We start from the raw sequence: 16966 nt of genomic DNA, 5'->3' as shown, positions 1-16966 counted from the left end.
AACGCGCGACCTTGCCAAGGTCGAGACCGCGGGTTCGAGCCCCGTCTATCGCTCTCATCGGAAGATGAACTTTTATAATTTCATAACTGCGGGTGTAGTTCAATGGTAGAACACCAGCCTTCCAAGCTGGATACGTGGGTTCGATTCCCATCACCCGCTTGTGCGATAGTGGCGTAGTTGGTAACGCGCGACCTTGCCAAGGTCGAGACCGCGGGTTCGAGCCCCGTCTATCGCTCTTTGAAGCTCTGAGTAATCTCAGAGCTTTTTTTGTATAAACAAAGAATGCAGTGGTTAAACATAAAAAATCCTCCGCTTTATTTTACAGCATTTCCATAAATTACTGCAGCAGGTTCAGAAATTCATACTCTGAACAACTTCCTTTTGATGCATTCATTTCCGGAACTGCTATAGGTGGCAGAGGATTTTTACGTTATGTGTAGCGTAGTATCTTATTCGGTTGCTTTTTCCTGATCGATCAGTGTGTAGAAAGTCAGAAGATAAAGCCCACATAAGCCAACAAGCCCGTAGATGATCCGGGAAAGCCAGCTCATGCTTCCGAACAGAAACGCTACCAGATTAAAATTAAAGAAGCCGATCAGACCCCAGTTTATGGCGCCGACCACGGCAATGGTCAGAGCGAAATACTGCAGACATTTATTTGCCATAAGTCACCATCCTTTCGTTATACAGGAGATAGTTTTTCACGGAATCGAAAAAAATATACACGGGAATGAGAAAAAGAAAAAACGGAAATTTCTGACAGTCATGAAAAATCATGAAAGAGAAATTTCCGTTTTATTGAATTCAGATCAAAATATCTGCCTGATAATGCGGGTGCTTTACTTCAGTTTCAGAACCTGGGAAGTTGTCTGTCCGCCGCCTACGTTGAGAGTTTCTTTTCCCTGAAGGGTCACATCACTGGTGGTATCTTTCAGAAGAAATACCTGGCATACAGTGACAGTCTTTCCGGGATCAATGGTGTTCATGTAATTGTCTACAGCGTCATCGGTGGCTTCCGGATAAGTTCCTTCCAGAGATTCTCCGTTCTGGGAAGCCTGGAGAGTGAAGTCCACAAATGCGCTGGACTGGGAATCGCCAGAGTTTGTGTAATCGTAGTAGATCATCAGACATGGATTTCCGCCGTAATCATTGGAGATTGCAAACTGCTTGAACCGGACGGAGAATTTGTCTGTTGTAATATCAATGGATGCGCCTGTAGCCTGTGTGGAATCAGAAGCGGCACCTGTGGATTCGGCGTCCGTACCGGAACTGTCTGCTGTGCTGTCATCTGTAAGTTGAGATGAAATTTCGTCTTTTACGCTTTTGAAGTTTGCACACATAACTTTGACAGTAGTATCATCCAGAGAAACGATCTTCCAGTCATTTCCAATCTTGATCAGCGGGTAAGTGATATCGATTTCGCTGTATTTCTCGTCAGCGGTGGAGGCATTTTCTGCAAGAAGAGAGGCAAGCATCTCCTGAATATCATCCTGTGTCATTTCTTTCCCGGCATAGGCGGCAACTGCGACTTTGCGGGTATACTCCTGAATGGTAGCTGCGTAGATGTTGGTTCCATCGATATATTTCATATGGACGGTTACTTTTGCGGTGCCATTCTGGATGTCAAATTTGTTTTTGGTGATCTTGTAAGTCATTTTTTTGTTGACGGTAGTGAAGAAATCTGTGTAGGCGGAATCACGGATATCCGCATCATCCAGAGCACTGAGATCGTGACTCTGGAGAAGGTTCTCCATGGTGGTAAAATCCATGTTCTGCATACCTGTGAGAAATTCTTCTGTGGCTGTTACCGGTTTATGGCGCTGAACCATATACCAGGCAGTTCCGCCGGCCACTGCAGCAATCAGAAGAATGATCAGGCATATCATAAGTGGTTTTTTGCTTTTTTTCTTTCTGCGTGGTGTATCCTCTTCGAAATCATTGGAGATCAATGACCTGGAGAGCTCATCATCATAAAAATCATTATTGTCTTCTGTATTCATTATTCCTCCTTATAATAAGTCATTCTGGTTTTCGGGTAAGATAAACCAGATGCAGAGTTGCCGGATATGGAGTGAACCGTAACACATCTGGTTTACCGTAACGATTATAACATAGGTTTACTGTTTGAGAAACCCCCTGTGTTATGATATACTCTAAGATACAAAAAAATGGTTGTGGCTGCGGAAAAAGCAGCAGAAAAAGATGAGGTGAAATATGATGCGAACAATTCAGTACTCATTCCCTTCAAAAGCAGACGGACTGGAAATTTCCTGTCTGGCGGTGGTGCCGGAACTGGGACGTGATGAGAAATACAAAGGCATTATTCAGATTGTTCATGGGATGAGTGAATATAAGGAACGTTATCTTCCTTTTATGGAATATATGGCAGAACGGAAATATGTAAGTGTGATTCACGATCACCGCGGCCACGGAAAAAGTGTGCGGAGTAAAGAAGATCTTGGATATATGTATGGCGGCGGGGCAGATGCCATGCTGCAGGATATTCATACAGTAAATTGTCTGATCAGGGATCATTTCCCGGAGCTTCCGCTGATTCTTTTTGGCCATAGCATGGGCTCTCTGGCTGTTCGTGCTTATGCGGCTCACCATGATGGCTGTATGGATATGCTGATCGTCTGCGGCTCGCCCAGTTATAATGTGCTTCGACCGGTTGGAGTGGCTCTGGCAAAAGCGGAAAAAACTGTTTTCGGACCCAAACACAGTGCCGGCCTGATCGAGATGATGTCTTTTGGAAGCTATGCGATGCGGTTTAAAAAAGAGAAAAACCGTTTTTCATGGATCTGTTCTGATCCACAGGTTGTTAAGGATTATTCCGATTCCGAGTACTGCGGATTTACTTTTACAGATGATGCATATCTGGCACTTTTTGACCTGATGAAAAGAGCGTACGATGTGAAACACTGGAAGTGTACGAAACCGGAGATGCCGGTATTGTTTATCAGCGGAGCGGAGGACCCCTGTATGGGAAATGTACGGCAGTTTGCGAAGGCTGTTCGTGCCATGCGTCGAGCGGGATACCGGGATGTCCGGGGGAAATTATATCCGGGAATGCGCCATGAGATTCTCAATGAGAAAGAACGGGAGAAGGTTTATCATGATATATTTATATATATCCACAAAAAAGGACTTTGAACGCTCTGTGGCGGAGTGATATAATAAAGACCAGAGTGCTCCTGCAGACATCTGTGAGAGAGCGCAACTACTGAGAAAACAGGGGGATTCATAAATTATGAGAGCAAGTGGAATTTTGCTTCCGGTATCCAGCCTTCCATCGAAATATGGAATAGGATGTTTTTCCGCAGAGGCGTATGAGTTTGTAGACCAGCTGGCAAGGGCAGGGCAGAAATACTGGCAGATCCTTCCTCTTGGACCTACCGGATATGGAGACTCACCGTACCAGTCTTTTTCCACCTTTGCGGGAAATCCGTATTTTATTGATCTGGAAGCTTTTGTGAAAGCAGGTTGCCTGGATGAAAGTGACTGTGAGAACTGCGACTGGGGTGGAAGTGAGAGTTATGTGGATTATGAGAAGATTTATAATTCCAGATTCCGTCTCTTAAGAAAAGCATTTGAAAATTATGACTGTGAAGGAGATCTGTCCTATCAGAAGTTTATAAATGAAAATGCTGCCTGGCTGGAAGATTACAGCCTGTATATGGCCATCAAGGACAGCCTGAACGGGATCAGCTGGATCGAATGGCCAAAAGAACTTAAAAACAGAGAAAAAGATGCGCTGGCTGAGGCAAGAGAAAAACTTACGAAAGAAGTGGGCTTTTACTGTTTCCAGCAGTACTGGTTTTTTAAACAGTGGACAGAGCTGAAAACTTATGCAAATGAGAAAGGCGTGGAGATCATTGGAGATGTACCGATCTACGTTGCGTTTGACAGTGCGGATGCATGGGCACAGCCGGAACTGTTCCAGTTTGACGAGAATAATATTCCGGTTGGGGTTGCCGGATGCCCGCCGGATGCTTTTTCCGCTACCGGGCAGCTCTGGGGAAATCCGCTTTATGACTGGGAGTACCATAAGAAGACCGGTTATGCATGGTGGACACGCCGGATGGCCAACTGTATGAAACTCTATGATGTGGTGAGAATTGATCATTTCAGAGGATTTGACGAATATTATTCTATTCCATACGGGGATAAGACTGCGGAGTTCGGCCACTGGGAAAAGGGACCGGGAATAGATCTGTTCCGTACCCTCGAAAAAAATCTGGGAAAACTGGACGTGATCGCGGAGGACCTTGGTCTTCTTACAGACAGTGTCATTGAGATGGTGGAAGAATCCGGCTTTCCGGGAATGAAGGTTCTTCAGTTTGCGTTTGATGAGAATGAAGACAGTCCATATCTGACACACAGATATGAAAGGAACTGTATTGTATACACAGGAACTCATGATAATGAGACCACAAGGGGCTGGTTCCGTAATTTAAGTCAGCATGACCGGAACTTTGCCAAAGCTTATATCGGCTGTGAGGGCAAACATGAGACCGCGGCAGTATGGAGCCTGATCCGCGCAGCCATGTCCAGCGTAGCAGACCGCTGTGTGATCCCGGTACAGGATTATCTTTGCCTTGGAAATGAGGCAAGGATCAATGAGCCGTCAACTCTTGGTGATAACTGGAAGTGGCGTATGAAAAAAGGTCAGCTCAATGAAAAAATCATTGAGAAGATTTATAAAATGACAAAACTTTACGGAAGACTTGTAAAAGAAGAGCCAGAAGAGAAAGAAAAAACAGAGTCTGACGTAGAAATGATATCTGACAAATAAAAAATGCCAGAATATCAGAAAGGATAAAAGATACATCATGGAAGAACAGAAAACAGAAAATAAGGAAGAGCTGCAGCAGGAGACTACGGAAGAAAAGAATTCCGATCAGGGAAATTCTTCCACAAGAAGCAGCCTTCTGTGGATCTTCGCAGGGGGTTATCTTGTGTATACGGGATATCGTCTCTGCGCCAATGTTATAAGCGGGGCAGAAGACTCCAGTACGGGATTTCTGGTAGCAGGTGGTATTTTTGTTGTGATCGGGGCAGTGCTTCTGATCATGGCAGTCCGTAACCTTGCAAAAGCAGGTGCACAGAAACATGAGATGGAAGAAGCGGCAACGAAAAAAGCAGCAGAGGAAACCGCCAAAGATCCGGAGATTGCGGCAGCTGGAAAAAAACGCATGTCTATTGCACAGCGGGCACATCTGGCAGAGAGTCTTGATGATGCACCGGAGGAAGAAGCAAAATAAAATACGGATGCGGGATAGCTCCTGCCAGGATATGACACATATAAGCATAAAAAACGGAACATCAGGAGGGGGAAAATGATTTCTTCCAGGGATGTTCCGTTTTTAATTGAGTAAGTTGTGTGTCATATATTCGGTGCAGAGTTGTCAAAGGGAATGGATGATTTGTCTCGCCTGACTTATCTGCGTTTTGGGGTTTTTCGACGTTTTTTTCGTGATTTTTTGTTGCCGGGAGTGTGTAAGGTAGACCAGCAGAACGCCTGTACCAGTAAAATTCCGATCAGCGCTCCACAGCTGTCAATTCCCACATCCCTTACAGAAGGCCCGCGAGCGTCCACAAAAGACTGATGATATTCGTCCAGGCCGGCAAAACCCACACATACAAATCCTGCAAGAAGCATCAGCCAGATTCCCCGGACTCCGTAAACATAAAGCGGGAAGGAAATGGAGATGGACAACAGACAGTATTCGGTCATATGGGCAGCCTTCCGTACATAAAACTCGATATGGGATGCCTCCTGGGAAAGCTGATCCGGGCTTTTTCCTGTGGCAAGTATTTCATTTTTTGTTTCTACGATCTGATAGCTGACTTTATAACTCAGGGCACCGGAAACTTCTCCGGTCTGTGCGGAAAAAGAGTAGATCACGCACATCATCAGGATCGCAGGTGCAAAAGAAAATGGTTTTAATAATGTAATCAGTATTTTCATGGCTTCAATATAGCACTGTTGTCTGGAAAAGTCCAGAAAAATATAGAAAAAGAACAGAGGGAGAAGAAAAAGGGACGGAGGAGATGAAAGGGGGAAGTGGACAGTAAAGACTAAAATGTGTTAGAATATAAAATAAATTTCAGGGGTATTTTTAAGAAAAAAGAATATTTCCGGGAGCGAACAGAAGAAAATCACAGGGAGGAATCAGATAATGAGTCTTGCAGACAATATATTCATTGACATGTGCAAAGATGTCATAGAAAACGGAACCAGCACAGAGGGAGAGAAGGTACGTCCGGTGTGGGAGGATGGAACTCCGGCTTATACCATCAAGAGATTTGGTGTTGTGAACCGTTATGATCTCCGCAGGGAATTTCCGGCGCTGACTTTGAGAAGAACTGCATTAAAGAGTGCCATGGATGAGATTTTGTGGATCTGGCAGCAGAAATCCAACAATATCCATGATCTTCACAGCCATATCTGGGACAGCTGGGCAGATGAGAACGGCTCCATCGGAAAAGCCTACGGCTATCAGCTGGGTGTGAAACATCAGTATAAAGAAGGAATGATGGATCAGGTGGACCGGGTACTTTTTGATCTTAAGAACAATCCTTACAGCAGAAGGATCATGACCAATATTTATGTACATCAGGATCTTCATGAAATGAATCTTTACCCATGTGCCTATTCCATGACATTTAATGTGACCAAAGAACCGGGAAAAGACAAACTGGTCCTGAATGCTGTTCTGAATCAGAGATCTCAGGATATTCTGGCGGCAAATAACTGGAATGTGTGCCAGTATTCTCTTCTTCTGATGATGATCGCGCAAGCCTGTGATATGGAAGCAGGGGAGCTTGTTCATGTAATTGCAGACTGTCATATTTATGATCGTCATATTCCGGTGATCAAGGAACTGATCTCCAGAAAACCGTATCCTGCACCAACGGTAAAACTGAATCCGGAGATCAAAGATTTTTATAAATTTACAACCGATGATCTGATCGTGGAGAATTATGAGACATGGCCGCAGATCAAAAATATTCCGATTGCGGTATAATTGTATATAAAGAAAGGAAATCAGGATGAATATTATTGTTGCAGCAGATAAAAACTGGGGAATTGGAAGAAACAATGAACTTCTGGTAAGCATTCCTGCAGATATGAAAATGTTCCGCGAGGAAACTACAGGAAAAGTGGTTGTTATGGGAAGAAAGACTCTGGAGTCTTTTCCTAACGGACTTCCTCTTAAAAACAGAACCAATATCGTAATTACCGGAAATAAGGATTATCAGGTAAAAGGTGCGGTGGTTGTTCACAGCATCGAAGAAGCGCTGAAAGAAGTGGAAAAATATCCGGCACAGGATGTGTACTGCATCGGCGGAGACAGTATTTACAGACAGATGCTTCCCTACTGTGATGTGGCTCATGTGACCAAGATTGATTTTGCGTATGAAGCAGATGCATATTTCCCGGATCTGGATGAGGATCCGGACTGGGAAGTTACTGCGGAGAGTGAAGAACAGACGTATTTTGATCTGGAATATACTTTTGTAAAATACGAAAGAAAAGATAAATAATGTGAGCACAAAGCATAAGGCAGAATAGAAAACAGGCCGCCGGTAAAAATCCGGCAGCCTGTTTTTGCTCTTAAAATGCTATGTATAAATCCAAAAATCTGGTAATGGATTACTCGATTACGTGGATCCATCCTTTCGGAGCTTCGATGCGTCCCATCTGGATACCTGTCAGTGTGTCGTACAGCTTCTGGATAACCGGACCCATTTTCTCCATTCCGCTTGGGAAGCAGATTTCTTTGCCGTGGTCGTTGATCTTTCCAACTGGAGAGATAACAGCAGCAGTACCGCAAAGACCACACTCTGCGAAATCTTTCACTTCGTCGAAGTAGATCTCACGCTCCTCAGCTTCCAGTCCAAGGTACTCTTTTGCAACGTAGATCAGGGAACGACGTGTGATGGATGGAAGGATGCTGTCAGACTTCGGTGTTACAACCTTGCCGTCTTTTGTAACGAAGATGAAGTTTGCACCGCCTGTCTCTTCAACTTTTGTACGGGTCTTAGGATCAAGGTACATATTCTCATCAAATCCCTGTTTGTGAGCATCTACGATAGCGTGAAGGCTCATTGCGTAGTTCAGGCCGGCTTTGATGTTACCAGTTCCGCAAGGTGCGGCACGGTCAAAGTCACTGACACGGATCGTGATCGGTTTAGCGCCGCCTTTGAAGTACGGTCCAACCGGTGTTGTGAGGATACGGAACTGATATTCGTCAGCCGGTTTAACACCGATTACAGCGTTGGAACCGAACATGTACGGACGAAGATAGAGAGTTGCGCCTGAACCATATGGCGGAACCCATGCGTCATTCGCCTTGACAACCTGCTCAACAGCGTCGATGAATCTCTCTTTCGGGAATACCGGCATCTCAAGTCTTGCAGCAGAAGCAGCGATACGCTCTGCGTTCAGGTCAGGACGGAAAGTAACGATATGTCCGTCTTCTGTTGTGTAAGCTTTCAGTCCTTCGAATACACTCTGTGAATACTGAAGTACACCAGCGCACTCATTCAGTACGATGTTAGGGTCTGTGCTTAAAGTACCCTCATCCCATTTTCCATCTTTAAAATTAGACACGTATCTGTAGTCGGTTGGCATGTATCCAAATCCGATGCTGGACCAGTCAATGTTCTTTTTTTCCATAACGATTCCTCCGTTTACGAATTTTTACTTTTTACCATTGTAAAACTTTTACGTGCTGACTTCAATAGTTTTTTGCGCCTTTTCTGCATTTGCTTGTAATTTTAACGGGAGTTCGCTATAATAAAAGCTATCTATGGACTGGAGGAAAAAATGGACAATCACGAATTTGAAGACCTTGGAAAAAAGATTCAGGATATTGTAGATAATGCTGTAAATTCAAACAGCTACCATGAGCTGAGCCATACCATCAACCAGACAGTAAATAAGGCGATTGATTCCGGCAGTGAGGCACTGAAAAATGCTATGAATTCCGTATTTGAACCGGGAAGTGATCCCCAGTTTCGAAAGAGGAGCTATACTTATCAGAGCCCCTATTACGGAAAAAGCAAAAAAGCGAAACAGCAGGCCGCAAAGAAACAGACAGAGCTTCTTTATGGAAAAACCACCGGTGAAAACCTGAAAGGTATGATGATGGCAGTTTCCGGCGGAATCCTTTTAAGTGGCATGGGTCTTGGGGCTATGGTGCTTCTGATCTGGATGGGCCTTGGACACAGCGGTGCACTTGCGGCGGGGGTCCTTGGTGTGATGTGTGCCGGCGCTGCAGGGGGTGGTGCGCTTCTGGGAGCAGGAACCAGCCGCCTTGGAAGACTGGGCCGTTTTCAGAAATATATCCGTGCGCTGGGAGACCACACTTACTGTAATTTCCAGAAACTTGCCCAGGCAGCAGGAAAGAACGAGAAATTTGTAAAAAAAGATATCAGCAGGATGATCGAGAAAGGCTGGTTCCTGGAAGGCCATGTAGATGCCGAAGAAACCTGTCTGATCACAAGCAATGAGACTTATCAGCAGTATCTGGAAACACAGAAACAGCTGGAGCTCCGTAAACAGGAAGCGGATCCGAAGGTTCAGCTTGAGGAGAATATGAGCCCGGAGGCACAGGAAGTTCTGAGAAAGGGAAATGAATTTCTGATAAAGATCCGAAAGAGTAATGATGCCATTCCCGGGGAGGAAATTTCCGCAAAGATTTCCAGAATGGAACTGATTGTTCAAAAGATTTTTGAGCGTGCGGGAGAACATCCGGAGGTGATCCCCGATCTTAAGAAACTGATGGATTACTATCTTCCCATGACTGTGAAACTTCTGGATGCTTATGAAGATATGGATGGACAGCCTGTACAGGGTGAGAATATTACAGCTTCCAAGAAAGAAATTGAAGAAACGATTGATACACTGAATATTGCTTTTGAGAAACTTCTGGACTCCATATTCCGGGATACCGCATGGGATGTATCTACCGATATTTCTGTGTTACATACGGTTCTGGCACAGGAAGGTCTGACAGAAGATGATTTCGAAAAAATGAAACAGAACGCGGAAGTGAAATAAGTACAGTGAGCAGATGAGAAACCAAATCGCAGATGTCTGCCGGAAGGTACAGTGAATTAAGGAGAAGATTATGGGAGAAGAATTTAAGGACTTTGAGGTGGAAGCACCGGTACTGACTCTGGAACCGGATCTTACGGAAGAAAAAGAAGAAATTGCGGCAAAAGAACCGGAGAAGCCACAGGAATCTGCAGTGGAGGAACCGGTGTTATCTCCACAGGAACAGAAAATCGTAGAAGATTTTGCGGCAAAGATCGATATTGAAAATACAAATCAGATCCTGCAGTATGGAGCCGGTACTCAGAAGAAGATGGCAGATTTTTCTGATACTGCCCTGGCAAATGTCCGTACCCAGGATCTTGGCGAAGTGGGAGATCTTCTTTCAAGTGTGGTAGGCGAACTGAAAGATTTCGATGCCACAGAGGAGAAGGGACTTTTTGGTTTCTTCAAAAAACAGACGGCGAAGGTGGAAACCCTGAAAAACCGTTACACAAAAGCCGAGGGAAATGTGGCGAAGATCACAGAAGCTCTGGAGCAGCACCAGATGCGTCTGATGAAGGATTCTGCAGTACTGGATAAGATGTATGAGCAGAACCTGGCATATTTTAAAGAACTTTCCATGTATATCCTTGCGGGCAAAAAGAAACTTAAGGAAGTCCGTGAAGGAAAGCTTATGGAGCTTCATCAGAAGGCAGCGGCAAGCGGACTTCCAGAAGACGCCCAGGCAGCCAATGATCTGGAAAACAAGTGTGATCGTTTTGAGAAGAAGCTTCATGATCTGGAGCTGACAAGAACCATTTCCATGCAGACAGCACCACAGATCCGTATGATCCAGAACAATGACACCACCATGATCGAGAAGATCCAGACCACCATTGTAAATACCATTCCCCTCTGGAAAAGCCAGATGGTGCTGGCTCTCGGAATCGCACATTCCACGGAAGCCGCACAGGCACAGCGACAGGTTACAGATCTTACCAATGAACTTCTGAAGAGAAATGCGGAGACTCTTCACCTGGCATCTGTGGAAACAGCAAAGGAGTCCGAGCGTGGCATCGTAGATATTGAAACTCTGAAAAAGACCAATCAGGAGCTGATCCAGACACTGGATGATGTGATGAAGATCCAGCAGGAGGGCCGTGAGAAACGTCAGGCAGCAGAAGCAGATATGAGACGTATGGAAAATGAGCTGAAAACAAAACTGCTGGAGATCCGGCGTTAAGCGTAAGAGCGAAAAGATAGTTCAGAGAGGAAAGGCAGGGCGTTTGAAGACACCTGCCTTTCAGGATTCATAAAGGAGATTTTTATGTACAGAGATCATACAAAAGTAATAAAAATTGGAAACCGTGTTATCGGAGGAGGAAATCCGATCCTTATCCAGTCCATGACCAATACAAAAACTGAAGATGTGGAAGCAACCGTTGCGCAGATCCTTTCCCTGGAAAAAGCAGGCTGTGATATTATCCGCTGTGCAGTTCCGACCATGGAAGCTGCGAAAGCTTTGTCCCGGATCAAAAAACAGATCCATATTCCGCTGGTTGCGGACATTCATTTTGATTACCGTCTTGCCATTGCAGCTATGGAAAACGGTGCAGACAAGATCCGTATCAACCCGGGAAATATCGGTTCAAAAGAGAGGATCCAGGCAGTTGTAGATACTGCAAAGGAACGGAATATCCCTATCCGCGTAGGCGTGAACAGTGGTTCTCTCGAAAAAGAACTGGTGGAAAAATATCACGGTGTCACAGCAGAGGGCCTTGTGGAGAGCGCCCTTGATAAAGTACGCATCATTGAAGAGATGGGTTACGATAATCTGGTGATCAGTATCAAATCTTCCGATGTCCTTATGTGTGCAAAAGCCCATGAGCTGATCGCAAAACAGACACAGTATCCGCTTCACGTGGGAATTACAGAAGCAGGAACCCTGTACTCCGGAAATATCAAATCAGCCATTGGCCTTGGAATCATTCTGTATCAGGGAATCGGTGATACCATCCGTGTTTCCCTGACCGGTGCGCCGCTGGAGGAAGTGAAATCAGCCAAAAGGATCCTGAAAACACTGGGACTCCGTAAAGGCGGGGTGGAAGTTGTTTCCTGTCCGACCTGCGGAAGAACCAAGATCGATCTGATCGGCCTTGCAAATCAGGTAGAAACCATGGTTCAGGATATTCCTCTTGATATCAAGGTTGCGGTTATGGGATGTGTAGTAAACGGTCCTGGAGAGGCAAAAGAGGCAGATCTCGGAATTGCGGGAGGCGATGGTGTCGGCCTTCTGATCAAACATGGAGAGGTTGTAAAGAAAGTACCGGAGACGGAACTTCTGGATACACTTCGCCAGGAACTTCTTACCTGGAATGAACAGGAGTCATAATGGAGAAAGATTTTTTTGACGTATTTCCTCATCTGAAAGTAAAAAAAGAGCTGGAAGAACTTCTGGACATGGTATTTGTGACAAAAGTTTCCATGAATCCGGGAAAAACGCATCTGAGGGTATATATCGAAAGCAGCCGCTGGATCCACAAGAAAAATATCTTTGCCCTGGAAGCTGAGATTGAACGGCAGTGTTTTCCGGGAATTCCCATGACTGTTACCGTTGTGGAAAAATTTCATCTTTCCGAGCAGTACACACCGGAGAATTTCCTGGAAAGCTACCGTTCCAGTATGGAGTTGGAGCTGCGAAGCTACAATATGTTGGAGTACAATCTGTTCCGAAGAACGAAGATCACATTTACCGGAAAAGATGCCATGCGTATGGAACTTCCGGATACGGTGATCTCCAGGCAGAAGAGCGAAATCCTCATCGAATACTTTCATAAAGTTTTCTGTGAACGATGTGGGATGGATCTGAAAGTAGACCTGGATTTTGTGGAGGCGAAAGAGAGTAAATACCGGAAAAATGCCGCACTTCAGATCAAACAGGAAGTGGAGAATGTCCTGAAACATGCCAAACTTGGCGGAGATCAGGAGAGTGAACCGAAGCAGGAGGAAGCAGCCAAAGAAGAGACGAAGAAAACTTCCGGAGAGAAAAAGGGAGAAAAAGCACCGGAGAAGAAATCCTTTGACCGGAAACAACAGAAAGGCCAGAAAGGCGATTTCCGCAGCGGGTTCGGATTCCGCAGAGACAGCAATCCGGATGTGGTTTACGGCAGGGATTTTGACGGAGAACCGATCCCGCTGGAGAGTATCACCGGAGAGATGGGAGAAGTTATCATCCGATGCCAGGTTATGGATGTGGAGGCACGTGAGATCCGAAATGAGAAAACGATCCTGATCTTCCCTGTGACTGATTTTACGGACAGTATTGTTGTGAAGATGTTCCTTCGTAACGAACAGGTTCCGGAAGTGACGGAAAGTGTAAAAAAAGGTGCCTTCCTGAAACTGAAAGGAGTTACAACCATTGATCGTTTTGACAGTGAGCTGACCATCGGAAATATTACAGGCATTAAGAAAATTGCCAATTTTACCAGTGCGAGAATGGATACCAGTCCTCAGAAAAGGGTAGAGCTTCACTGCCACACCAAGATGAGTGATATGGACGGTGTCACTGATGCCAAGGCGCTGGTAAAACGTGCCTATGAGTGGGGACATAAGGCCATCGCGATTACCGATCATGGTGTGGTGCAGTCTTTCCCTGAGGCGAACCACTGCTTTGATGCCTGGGGAGGCTGCGTTCCCAAGGAGTCTGATTTCAAGGTGCTCTATGGAATGGAAGCATATCTGGTGGATGACCTGAAAGGCATGGTCACCAATTCCAGAGGACAGCGGCTGGATGGTGACTTTGTTGTTTTTGATATTGAGACAACGGGATTCTCAGCACTGACCTGTAAGATCATTGAGATTGGCGCGGTAAAAGTGGAGAAAGGCCAGATCACGGATCGTTTTTCCACGTTTGTAAATCCGGAAGTGCCCATTCCGTTCCGCATTGAACAGCTGACAAGTATCAATGATTCCATGGTTCTGGATGCGCCCACCATAGAGGATGTGTTGCCGAAATTCTTGGAATTCTGTGAGGGCTGCGTGATGGTGGCCCATAATGCGGACTTTGATATGAGCTTTATCATCGAAAACTGCAAACGCCAGGGAATCCCGGATGATTTTACCTATGTGGATACGGTGGGTATGGCCAGATTCCTTCTTCCTGCCCTGAACCGTTTTAAGCTGGATACGGTAGCCAAAGCAGTAGGTGTTTCTCTGGATCATCATCACAGGGCTGTGGATGATGCAGCGTGTACCGCGGAGATCTTTGTGCGGTTTGTAAAGATGCTGGAAGAAAGAGATATTTTTGATGTGGATGAGATGAACAGCCAGGGAGCGGTTTCGCCGGATACGATCCGAAAACTGCCCACGTATCACGCCATTGTTTTTGCGAGGAATGAAACAGGAAGGATCAATCTGTACAAACTGGTAAGCCAGTCCCATTTAAAGTACTATCACAGACGCCCCAGAGTCCCAAAAAGCGTACTGGAAAAATACAGGGATGGTCTTCTGGTGGGAAGTGCCTGCGAGGCAGGAGAACTTTATCAGGCACTTCTTCGTAATGCACCGGATCAGGAGATTGCCAGACTGGTGAACTTCTATGACTACCTGGAGATTCAGCCTCTTGGGAACAATGCGTTTATGCTTGCAGATGAGAAGCACGATATGATCAATTCCGAGGAAGACTTAAAAGAGATAAACCGGAAGATCGTAAAACTTGGAGAACAGTTCAAAAAGCCGGTAGTTGCCACCTGTGACGTGCATTTTATGGACCCGCAGGATGAGGTTTACCGTCGGATCATCATGGCAGGAAACGGATTTTCCGACGCGGATAACCAGGCACCGCTTTACCTTCGTACAACGGAGGAAATGCTGGAGGAATTTTCCTATCTGGGAAGTGAAAAAGCAGAAGAAGTGGTCATTACCAATACCAACAAGATCGCAGATATGATCGAGAAGATCTCGCCGATCCATCCGGACAAATTTCCGCCGGTCATTGAGAACTCAGAGCAGGATCTTAAGAATATCTGTTTTACAAAAGCCCACGAAATGTACGGAGATCCGCTTCCGAAGATCGTGGAGGATCGTCTGGACCGGGAGCTGAACTCCATTATTTCCAATGGTTATGCGGTAATGTATATCATTGCACAGAAACTGGTATGGAAATCCAATGAGGACGGTTATCTGGTTGGCTCCCGAGGTTCCGTAGGTTCTTCCCTGGCAGCGACCATGTCCGGTATCACGGAGGTAAATCCTCTGCCGCCGCATTATCTCTGCCCGAATCCGGACTGTAAATACAGTGATTTTGATTCCCCGGAGGTAAAAAAATACGCAGGTATGGCAGGGTGTGACATGCCGGATAAGATCTGTCCGAAGTGTGGTACCAAGATGAACAAAGAGGGGTTTGACATCCCGTTTGAGACATTCCTCGGATTTAAAGGTGACAAGGAGCCGGATATCGACCTGAACTTTTCCGGAGAATATCAGGCCAATGCCCACCGGTACACGGAGGTTATCTTCGGAAAGGGCCAGACATTTAAGGCAGGAACCATTGGTACTCTTGCGGAAAAAACTGCATTTGGTTATGTGAAAAATTATTATGAAGAGCGGGGACAGCACAAGCGTTACTGTGAGATCAACCGTATTGTACAGGGCTGTACCGGTGTCCGCCGTACGACCGGACAGCATCCGGGAGGTATCATTGTACTGCCCATGGGCGAGGAAATTGAGAAATTTACGCCTGTGCAGCATCCGGCCAATGATGTAAACAGCGATATCATCACTACACATTTTGATTACCATTCCATTGATGGAAACCTTCTAAAGCTTGATATACTGGGACACGATGATCCGACCATGATCCGTATGCTGGAGGATCTTACCGGCATCAGTGCGAGAACGGTTCCGCTGGATCAGAAGGATGTCATGTCCCTGTTTGCGGGAACCCAGGCACTTGGGATCAGTCCGGAGGATATCGGCGGCTGTAAACTGGGATGTCTTGGAATCCCGGAGTTTGGTACGGATTTTGCCATGCAGATGTTAATTGATACCAAGCCGAAATATTTTTCCGACCTGGTACGTATTGCGGGACTTTCTCATGGTACGGACGTATGGCTTGGAAATGCCCAGGTACTGATTCAGAACGGAACGGCGACCATTTCCACCGCGATCTGTACGCGAGATGATATTATGATCTACCTTATTGGAAAAGGGGTGGAAAGCGGCCTGGCATTTACCATCATGGAGAGTGTCCGTAAAGGAAAAGGTCTCCGTGACGAATGGATCCAGACCATGAAAGACCATGATGTTCCGGACTGGTATATCTGGTCCTGCAAGCTGATCAAGTACATGTTCCCGAAGGCCCATGCGGCTGCTTACGTTATGATGGCTTACCGTATCGCCTGGTATAAAGTGTTTCATCCGCTGGCTTATTATGCGGCATTTTTCAGCATCCGTGCCACATCTTTTTCCTATGAACTGATGTGTATGGGAAAAGAACGCCTGGAATATTATATGGCGGAGATCCGCAAAAAAGGCGATGAGGCATCAAAGAAGGAGCAGGATACACTGAAGGATATGAGGATCGTACAGGAGATGTACGCCAGAGGCTTTGATTTTGTGCCCATTGATCTTTATAAGGCAAAGGCCCATCGGTTCCAGATCATCGGAGATAAACTGATGCCTGCGCTGGATACCATAGAAGGGCTTGGAGATAAGGCGGCAGAGGCTGTGGTAGATGCAGCCGCGAAGGGAAAATTCCTTTCCAAGGATGATTTCCGCGACCGCACCAAAGTCAGCAAGACCGTTATCGATCTGATGGATGACCTGGATCTGTTCGGAGATATCCCACAGTCCAATCAGATGTCACTGTTTGATTTTACGGGTTGATATATGATGCCGGAAGGGCTTACAATAAATAAA

The 16966-nt window shown here is 45.8% G+C and carries 13 protein-coding genes and 2 tRNA genes; 11 read left to right on the top strand and 4 right to left on the bottom strand.

The genetic code is table 11. The annotated features are described in order from the left end of the window. Positions 1–88: 88 nt before the first annotated feature. Both G5B12_RS02210 and G5B12_RS02205 read left to right on the top strand, forming a co-directional pair. Positions 89–159 (top strand) — tRNA-Gly (locus G5B12_RS02210). Between the two features lie 3 nt (positions 160–162). Beyond that, positions 163–235, top strand: a tRNA-Gly gene (locus G5B12_RS02205). 214 nt (positions 236–449) lie between these two features. Here the strand turns inward: G5B12_RS02205 and G5B12_RS02200 are convergent. Beyond that, on the bottom strand, positions 450–665 hold the full coding sequence (locus G5B12_RS02200) for a DUF378 domain-containing protein (protein WP_021975879.1): 216 nt from the start codon (positions 663–665) through the stop codon (positions 450–452). Between the two features lie 174 nt (positions 666–839). Continuing rightward, the gene (locus G5B12_RS02195; protein WP_244096017.1) at positions 840–2000 is read right to left on the bottom strand and encodes a DUF5067 domain-containing protein; all 1161 of its coding nucleotides are present in this window, start codon (positions 1998–2000) and stop codon (positions 840–842) included. Between the two features lie 214 nt (positions 2001–2214). Here G5B12_RS02195 and G5B12_RS02190 point away from each other — a divergent pair, with 214 nt between their 5' ends. The 3 genes from G5B12_RS02190 to G5B12_RS02180 all read left to right on the top strand — a co-directional run bounded on the left by G5B12_RS02190 (position 2215) and on the right by G5B12_RS02180 (position 5264). Beyond that, positions 2215–3153, top strand: coding sequence for an alpha/beta fold hydrolase (locus G5B12_RS02190; protein ID WP_021975881.1), 939 nt, complete (start codon positions 2215–2217; stop codon positions 3151–3153). A gap of 97 nt (positions 3154–3250) precedes the next feature. After that, positions 3251–4795: a 4-alpha-glucanotransferase gene (gene malQ / locus G5B12_RS02185; protein ID WP_118071677.1), complete on the top strand. Its 1545-nt coding sequence runs from the start codon at positions 3251–3253 to the stop codon at positions 4793–4795. Positions 4796–4832: 37 nt separating this feature from the next. Continuing rightward, positions 4833–5264, top strand: coding sequence for a hypothetical protein (locus G5B12_RS02180; protein WP_174087663.1), 432 nt, complete (start codon positions 4833–4835; stop codon positions 5262–5264). A 176-nt stretch (positions 5265–5440) separates the two neighbouring features. On the opposite strand, the gene G5B12_RS02175 is transcribed toward G5B12_RS02180, so the two are convergent. Beyond that, positions 5441–5971 carry a VanZ family protein gene (locus tag G5B12_RS02175; RefSeq protein ID WP_021975884.1) on the bottom strand — a complete coding sequence of 177 codons (531 nt, stop codon included), beginning with the start codon at positions 5969–5971 and terminating at the stop codon, positions 5441–5443. Between the two features lie 211 nt (positions 5972–6182). On the opposite strand from G5B12_RS02175, the gene thyA reads away from it, so the two are divergent. Beyond that, positions 6183–7031 carry a thymidylate synthase gene (gene thyA / locus G5B12_RS02170; protein WP_021975885.1) on the top strand — a complete coding sequence of 283 codons (849 nt, stop codon included), beginning with the start codon at positions 6183–6185 and terminating at the stop codon, positions 7029–7031. Positions 7032–7056: 25 nt separating this feature from the next. Then, positions 7057–7551, top strand: a complete 495-nt coding sequence (locus G5B12_RS02165) for a dihydrofolate reductase (RefSeq protein WP_021975886.1) — start codon at positions 7057–7059, stop codon at positions 7549–7551. A 109-nt stretch (positions 7552–7660) separates the two neighbouring features. Here the strand turns inward: G5B12_RS02165 and G5B12_RS02160 are convergent, their stop codons facing one another. Beyond that, on the bottom strand, positions 7661–8686 hold the full coding sequence (locus G5B12_RS02160; RefSeq protein WP_021975887.1) for a branched-chain amino acid aminotransferase: 1026 nt from the start codon (positions 8684–8686) through the stop codon (positions 7661–7663). A 150-nt stretch (positions 8687–8836) separates the two neighbouring features. On the opposite strand from G5B12_RS02160, the gene G5B12_RS02155 reads away from it, so the two are divergent. The 4 genes from G5B12_RS02155 to G5B12_RS02140 all read left to right on the top strand — a co-directional run bounded on the left by G5B12_RS02155 (position 8837) and on the right by G5B12_RS02140 (position 16933). Continuing rightward, positions 8837–10072, top strand: a complete 1236-nt coding sequence (locus G5B12_RS02155) for a 5-bromo-4-chloroindolyl phosphate hydrolysis family protein (protein WP_174087662.1) — start codon at positions 8837–8839, stop codon at positions 10070–10072. A gap of 70 nt (positions 10073–10142) precedes the next feature. Then, positions 10143–11291: a toxic anion resistance protein gene (locus G5B12_RS02150; protein WP_174087661.1), complete on the top strand. Its 1149-nt coding sequence runs from the start codon at positions 10143–10145 to the stop codon at positions 11289–11291. A gap of 84 nt (positions 11292–11375) precedes the next feature. After that, positions 11376–12440 (top strand): flavodoxin-dependent (E)-4-hydroxy-3-methylbut-2-enyl-diphosphate synthase, encoded by a 1065-nt coding sequence (gene ispG / locus G5B12_RS02145; protein ID WP_021975890.1) that lies wholly within the window; start codon positions 11376–11378, stop codon positions 12438–12440. Next, complete coding sequence (locus G5B12_RS02140) at positions 12440–16933, top strand: PolC-type DNA polymerase III (protein WP_174087660.1); 4494 nt, start codon at positions 12440–12442, stop codon at positions 16931–16933. The genes ispG and G5B12_RS02140 overlap by 1 nt, the downstream gene beginning before the upstream one ends. The last annotated feature ends 33 nt before the right edge of the window (positions 16934–16966 follow it).

It is taken from the genome of Blautia sp. MSK.20.85 (genome assembly GCF_013317245.1).
Classification (GTDB): Bacteria; Bacillota; Clostridia; order Lachnospirales; family Lachnospiraceae; genus Blautia_A.
This window is presented reverse-complemented; position numbering and strand designations above follow the sequence as displayed.

Bases quoted from the DNA above. Each gene is read 5' to 3' on its own strand.
- G5B12_RS02150 (WP_174087661.1), top strand. From the start codon at position 10,143: ATGGGAGAAGAATTTAAGGACTTTGAGGTGGAAGCACCGGTACTGACT.
- G5B12_RS02175 (WP_021975884.1), bottom strand. From the start codon at position 5,971: ATGAAAATACTGATTACATTATTAAAACCATTTTCTTTTGCACCTGCG.
- G5B12_RS02190 (WP_021975881.1), top strand. From the start codon at position 2,215: ATGATGCGAACAATTCAGTACTCATTCCCTTCAAAAGCAGACGGACTG.
- malQ (WP_118071677.1), top strand. From the start codon at position 3,251: ATGAGAGCAAGTGGAATTTTGCTTCCGGTATCCAGCCTTCCATCGAAA.
- thyA (WP_021975885.1), top strand. From the start codon at position 6,183: ATGAGTCTTGCAGACAATATATTCATTGACATGTGCAAAGATGTCATA.
- G5B12_RS02180 (WP_174087663.1), top strand. From the start codon at position 4,833: ATGGAAGAACAGAAAACAGAAAATAAGGAAGAGCTGCAGCAGGAGACT.
- G5B12_RS02200 (WP_021975879.1), bottom strand. From the start codon at position 665: ATGGCAAATAAATGTCTGCAGTATTTCGCTCTGACCATTGCCGTGGTC.
- G5B12_RS02140 (WP_174087660.1), top strand. From the start codon at position 12,440: ATGGAGAAAGATTTTTTTGACGTATTTCCTCATCTGAAAGTAAAAAAA.
- ispG (WP_021975890.1), top strand. From the start codon at position 11,376: ATGTACAGAGATCATACAAAAGTAATAAAAATTGGAAACCGTGTTATC.
- G5B12_RS02155 (WP_174087662.1), top strand. From the start codon at position 8,837: ATGGACAATCACGAATTTGAAGACCTTGGAAAAAAGATTCAGGATATT.
- G5B12_RS02160 (WP_021975887.1), bottom strand. From the start codon at position 8,686: ATGGAAAAAAAGAACATTGACTGGTCCAGCATCGGATTTGGATACATG.
- G5B12_RS02165 (WP_021975886.1), top strand. From the start codon at position 7,057: ATGAATATTATTGTTGCAGCAGATAAAAACTGGGGAATTGGAAGAAAC.
- G5B12_RS02195 (WP_244096017.1), bottom strand. From the start codon at position 2,000: ATGAATACAGAAGACAATAATGATTTTTATGATGATGAGCTCTCCAGG.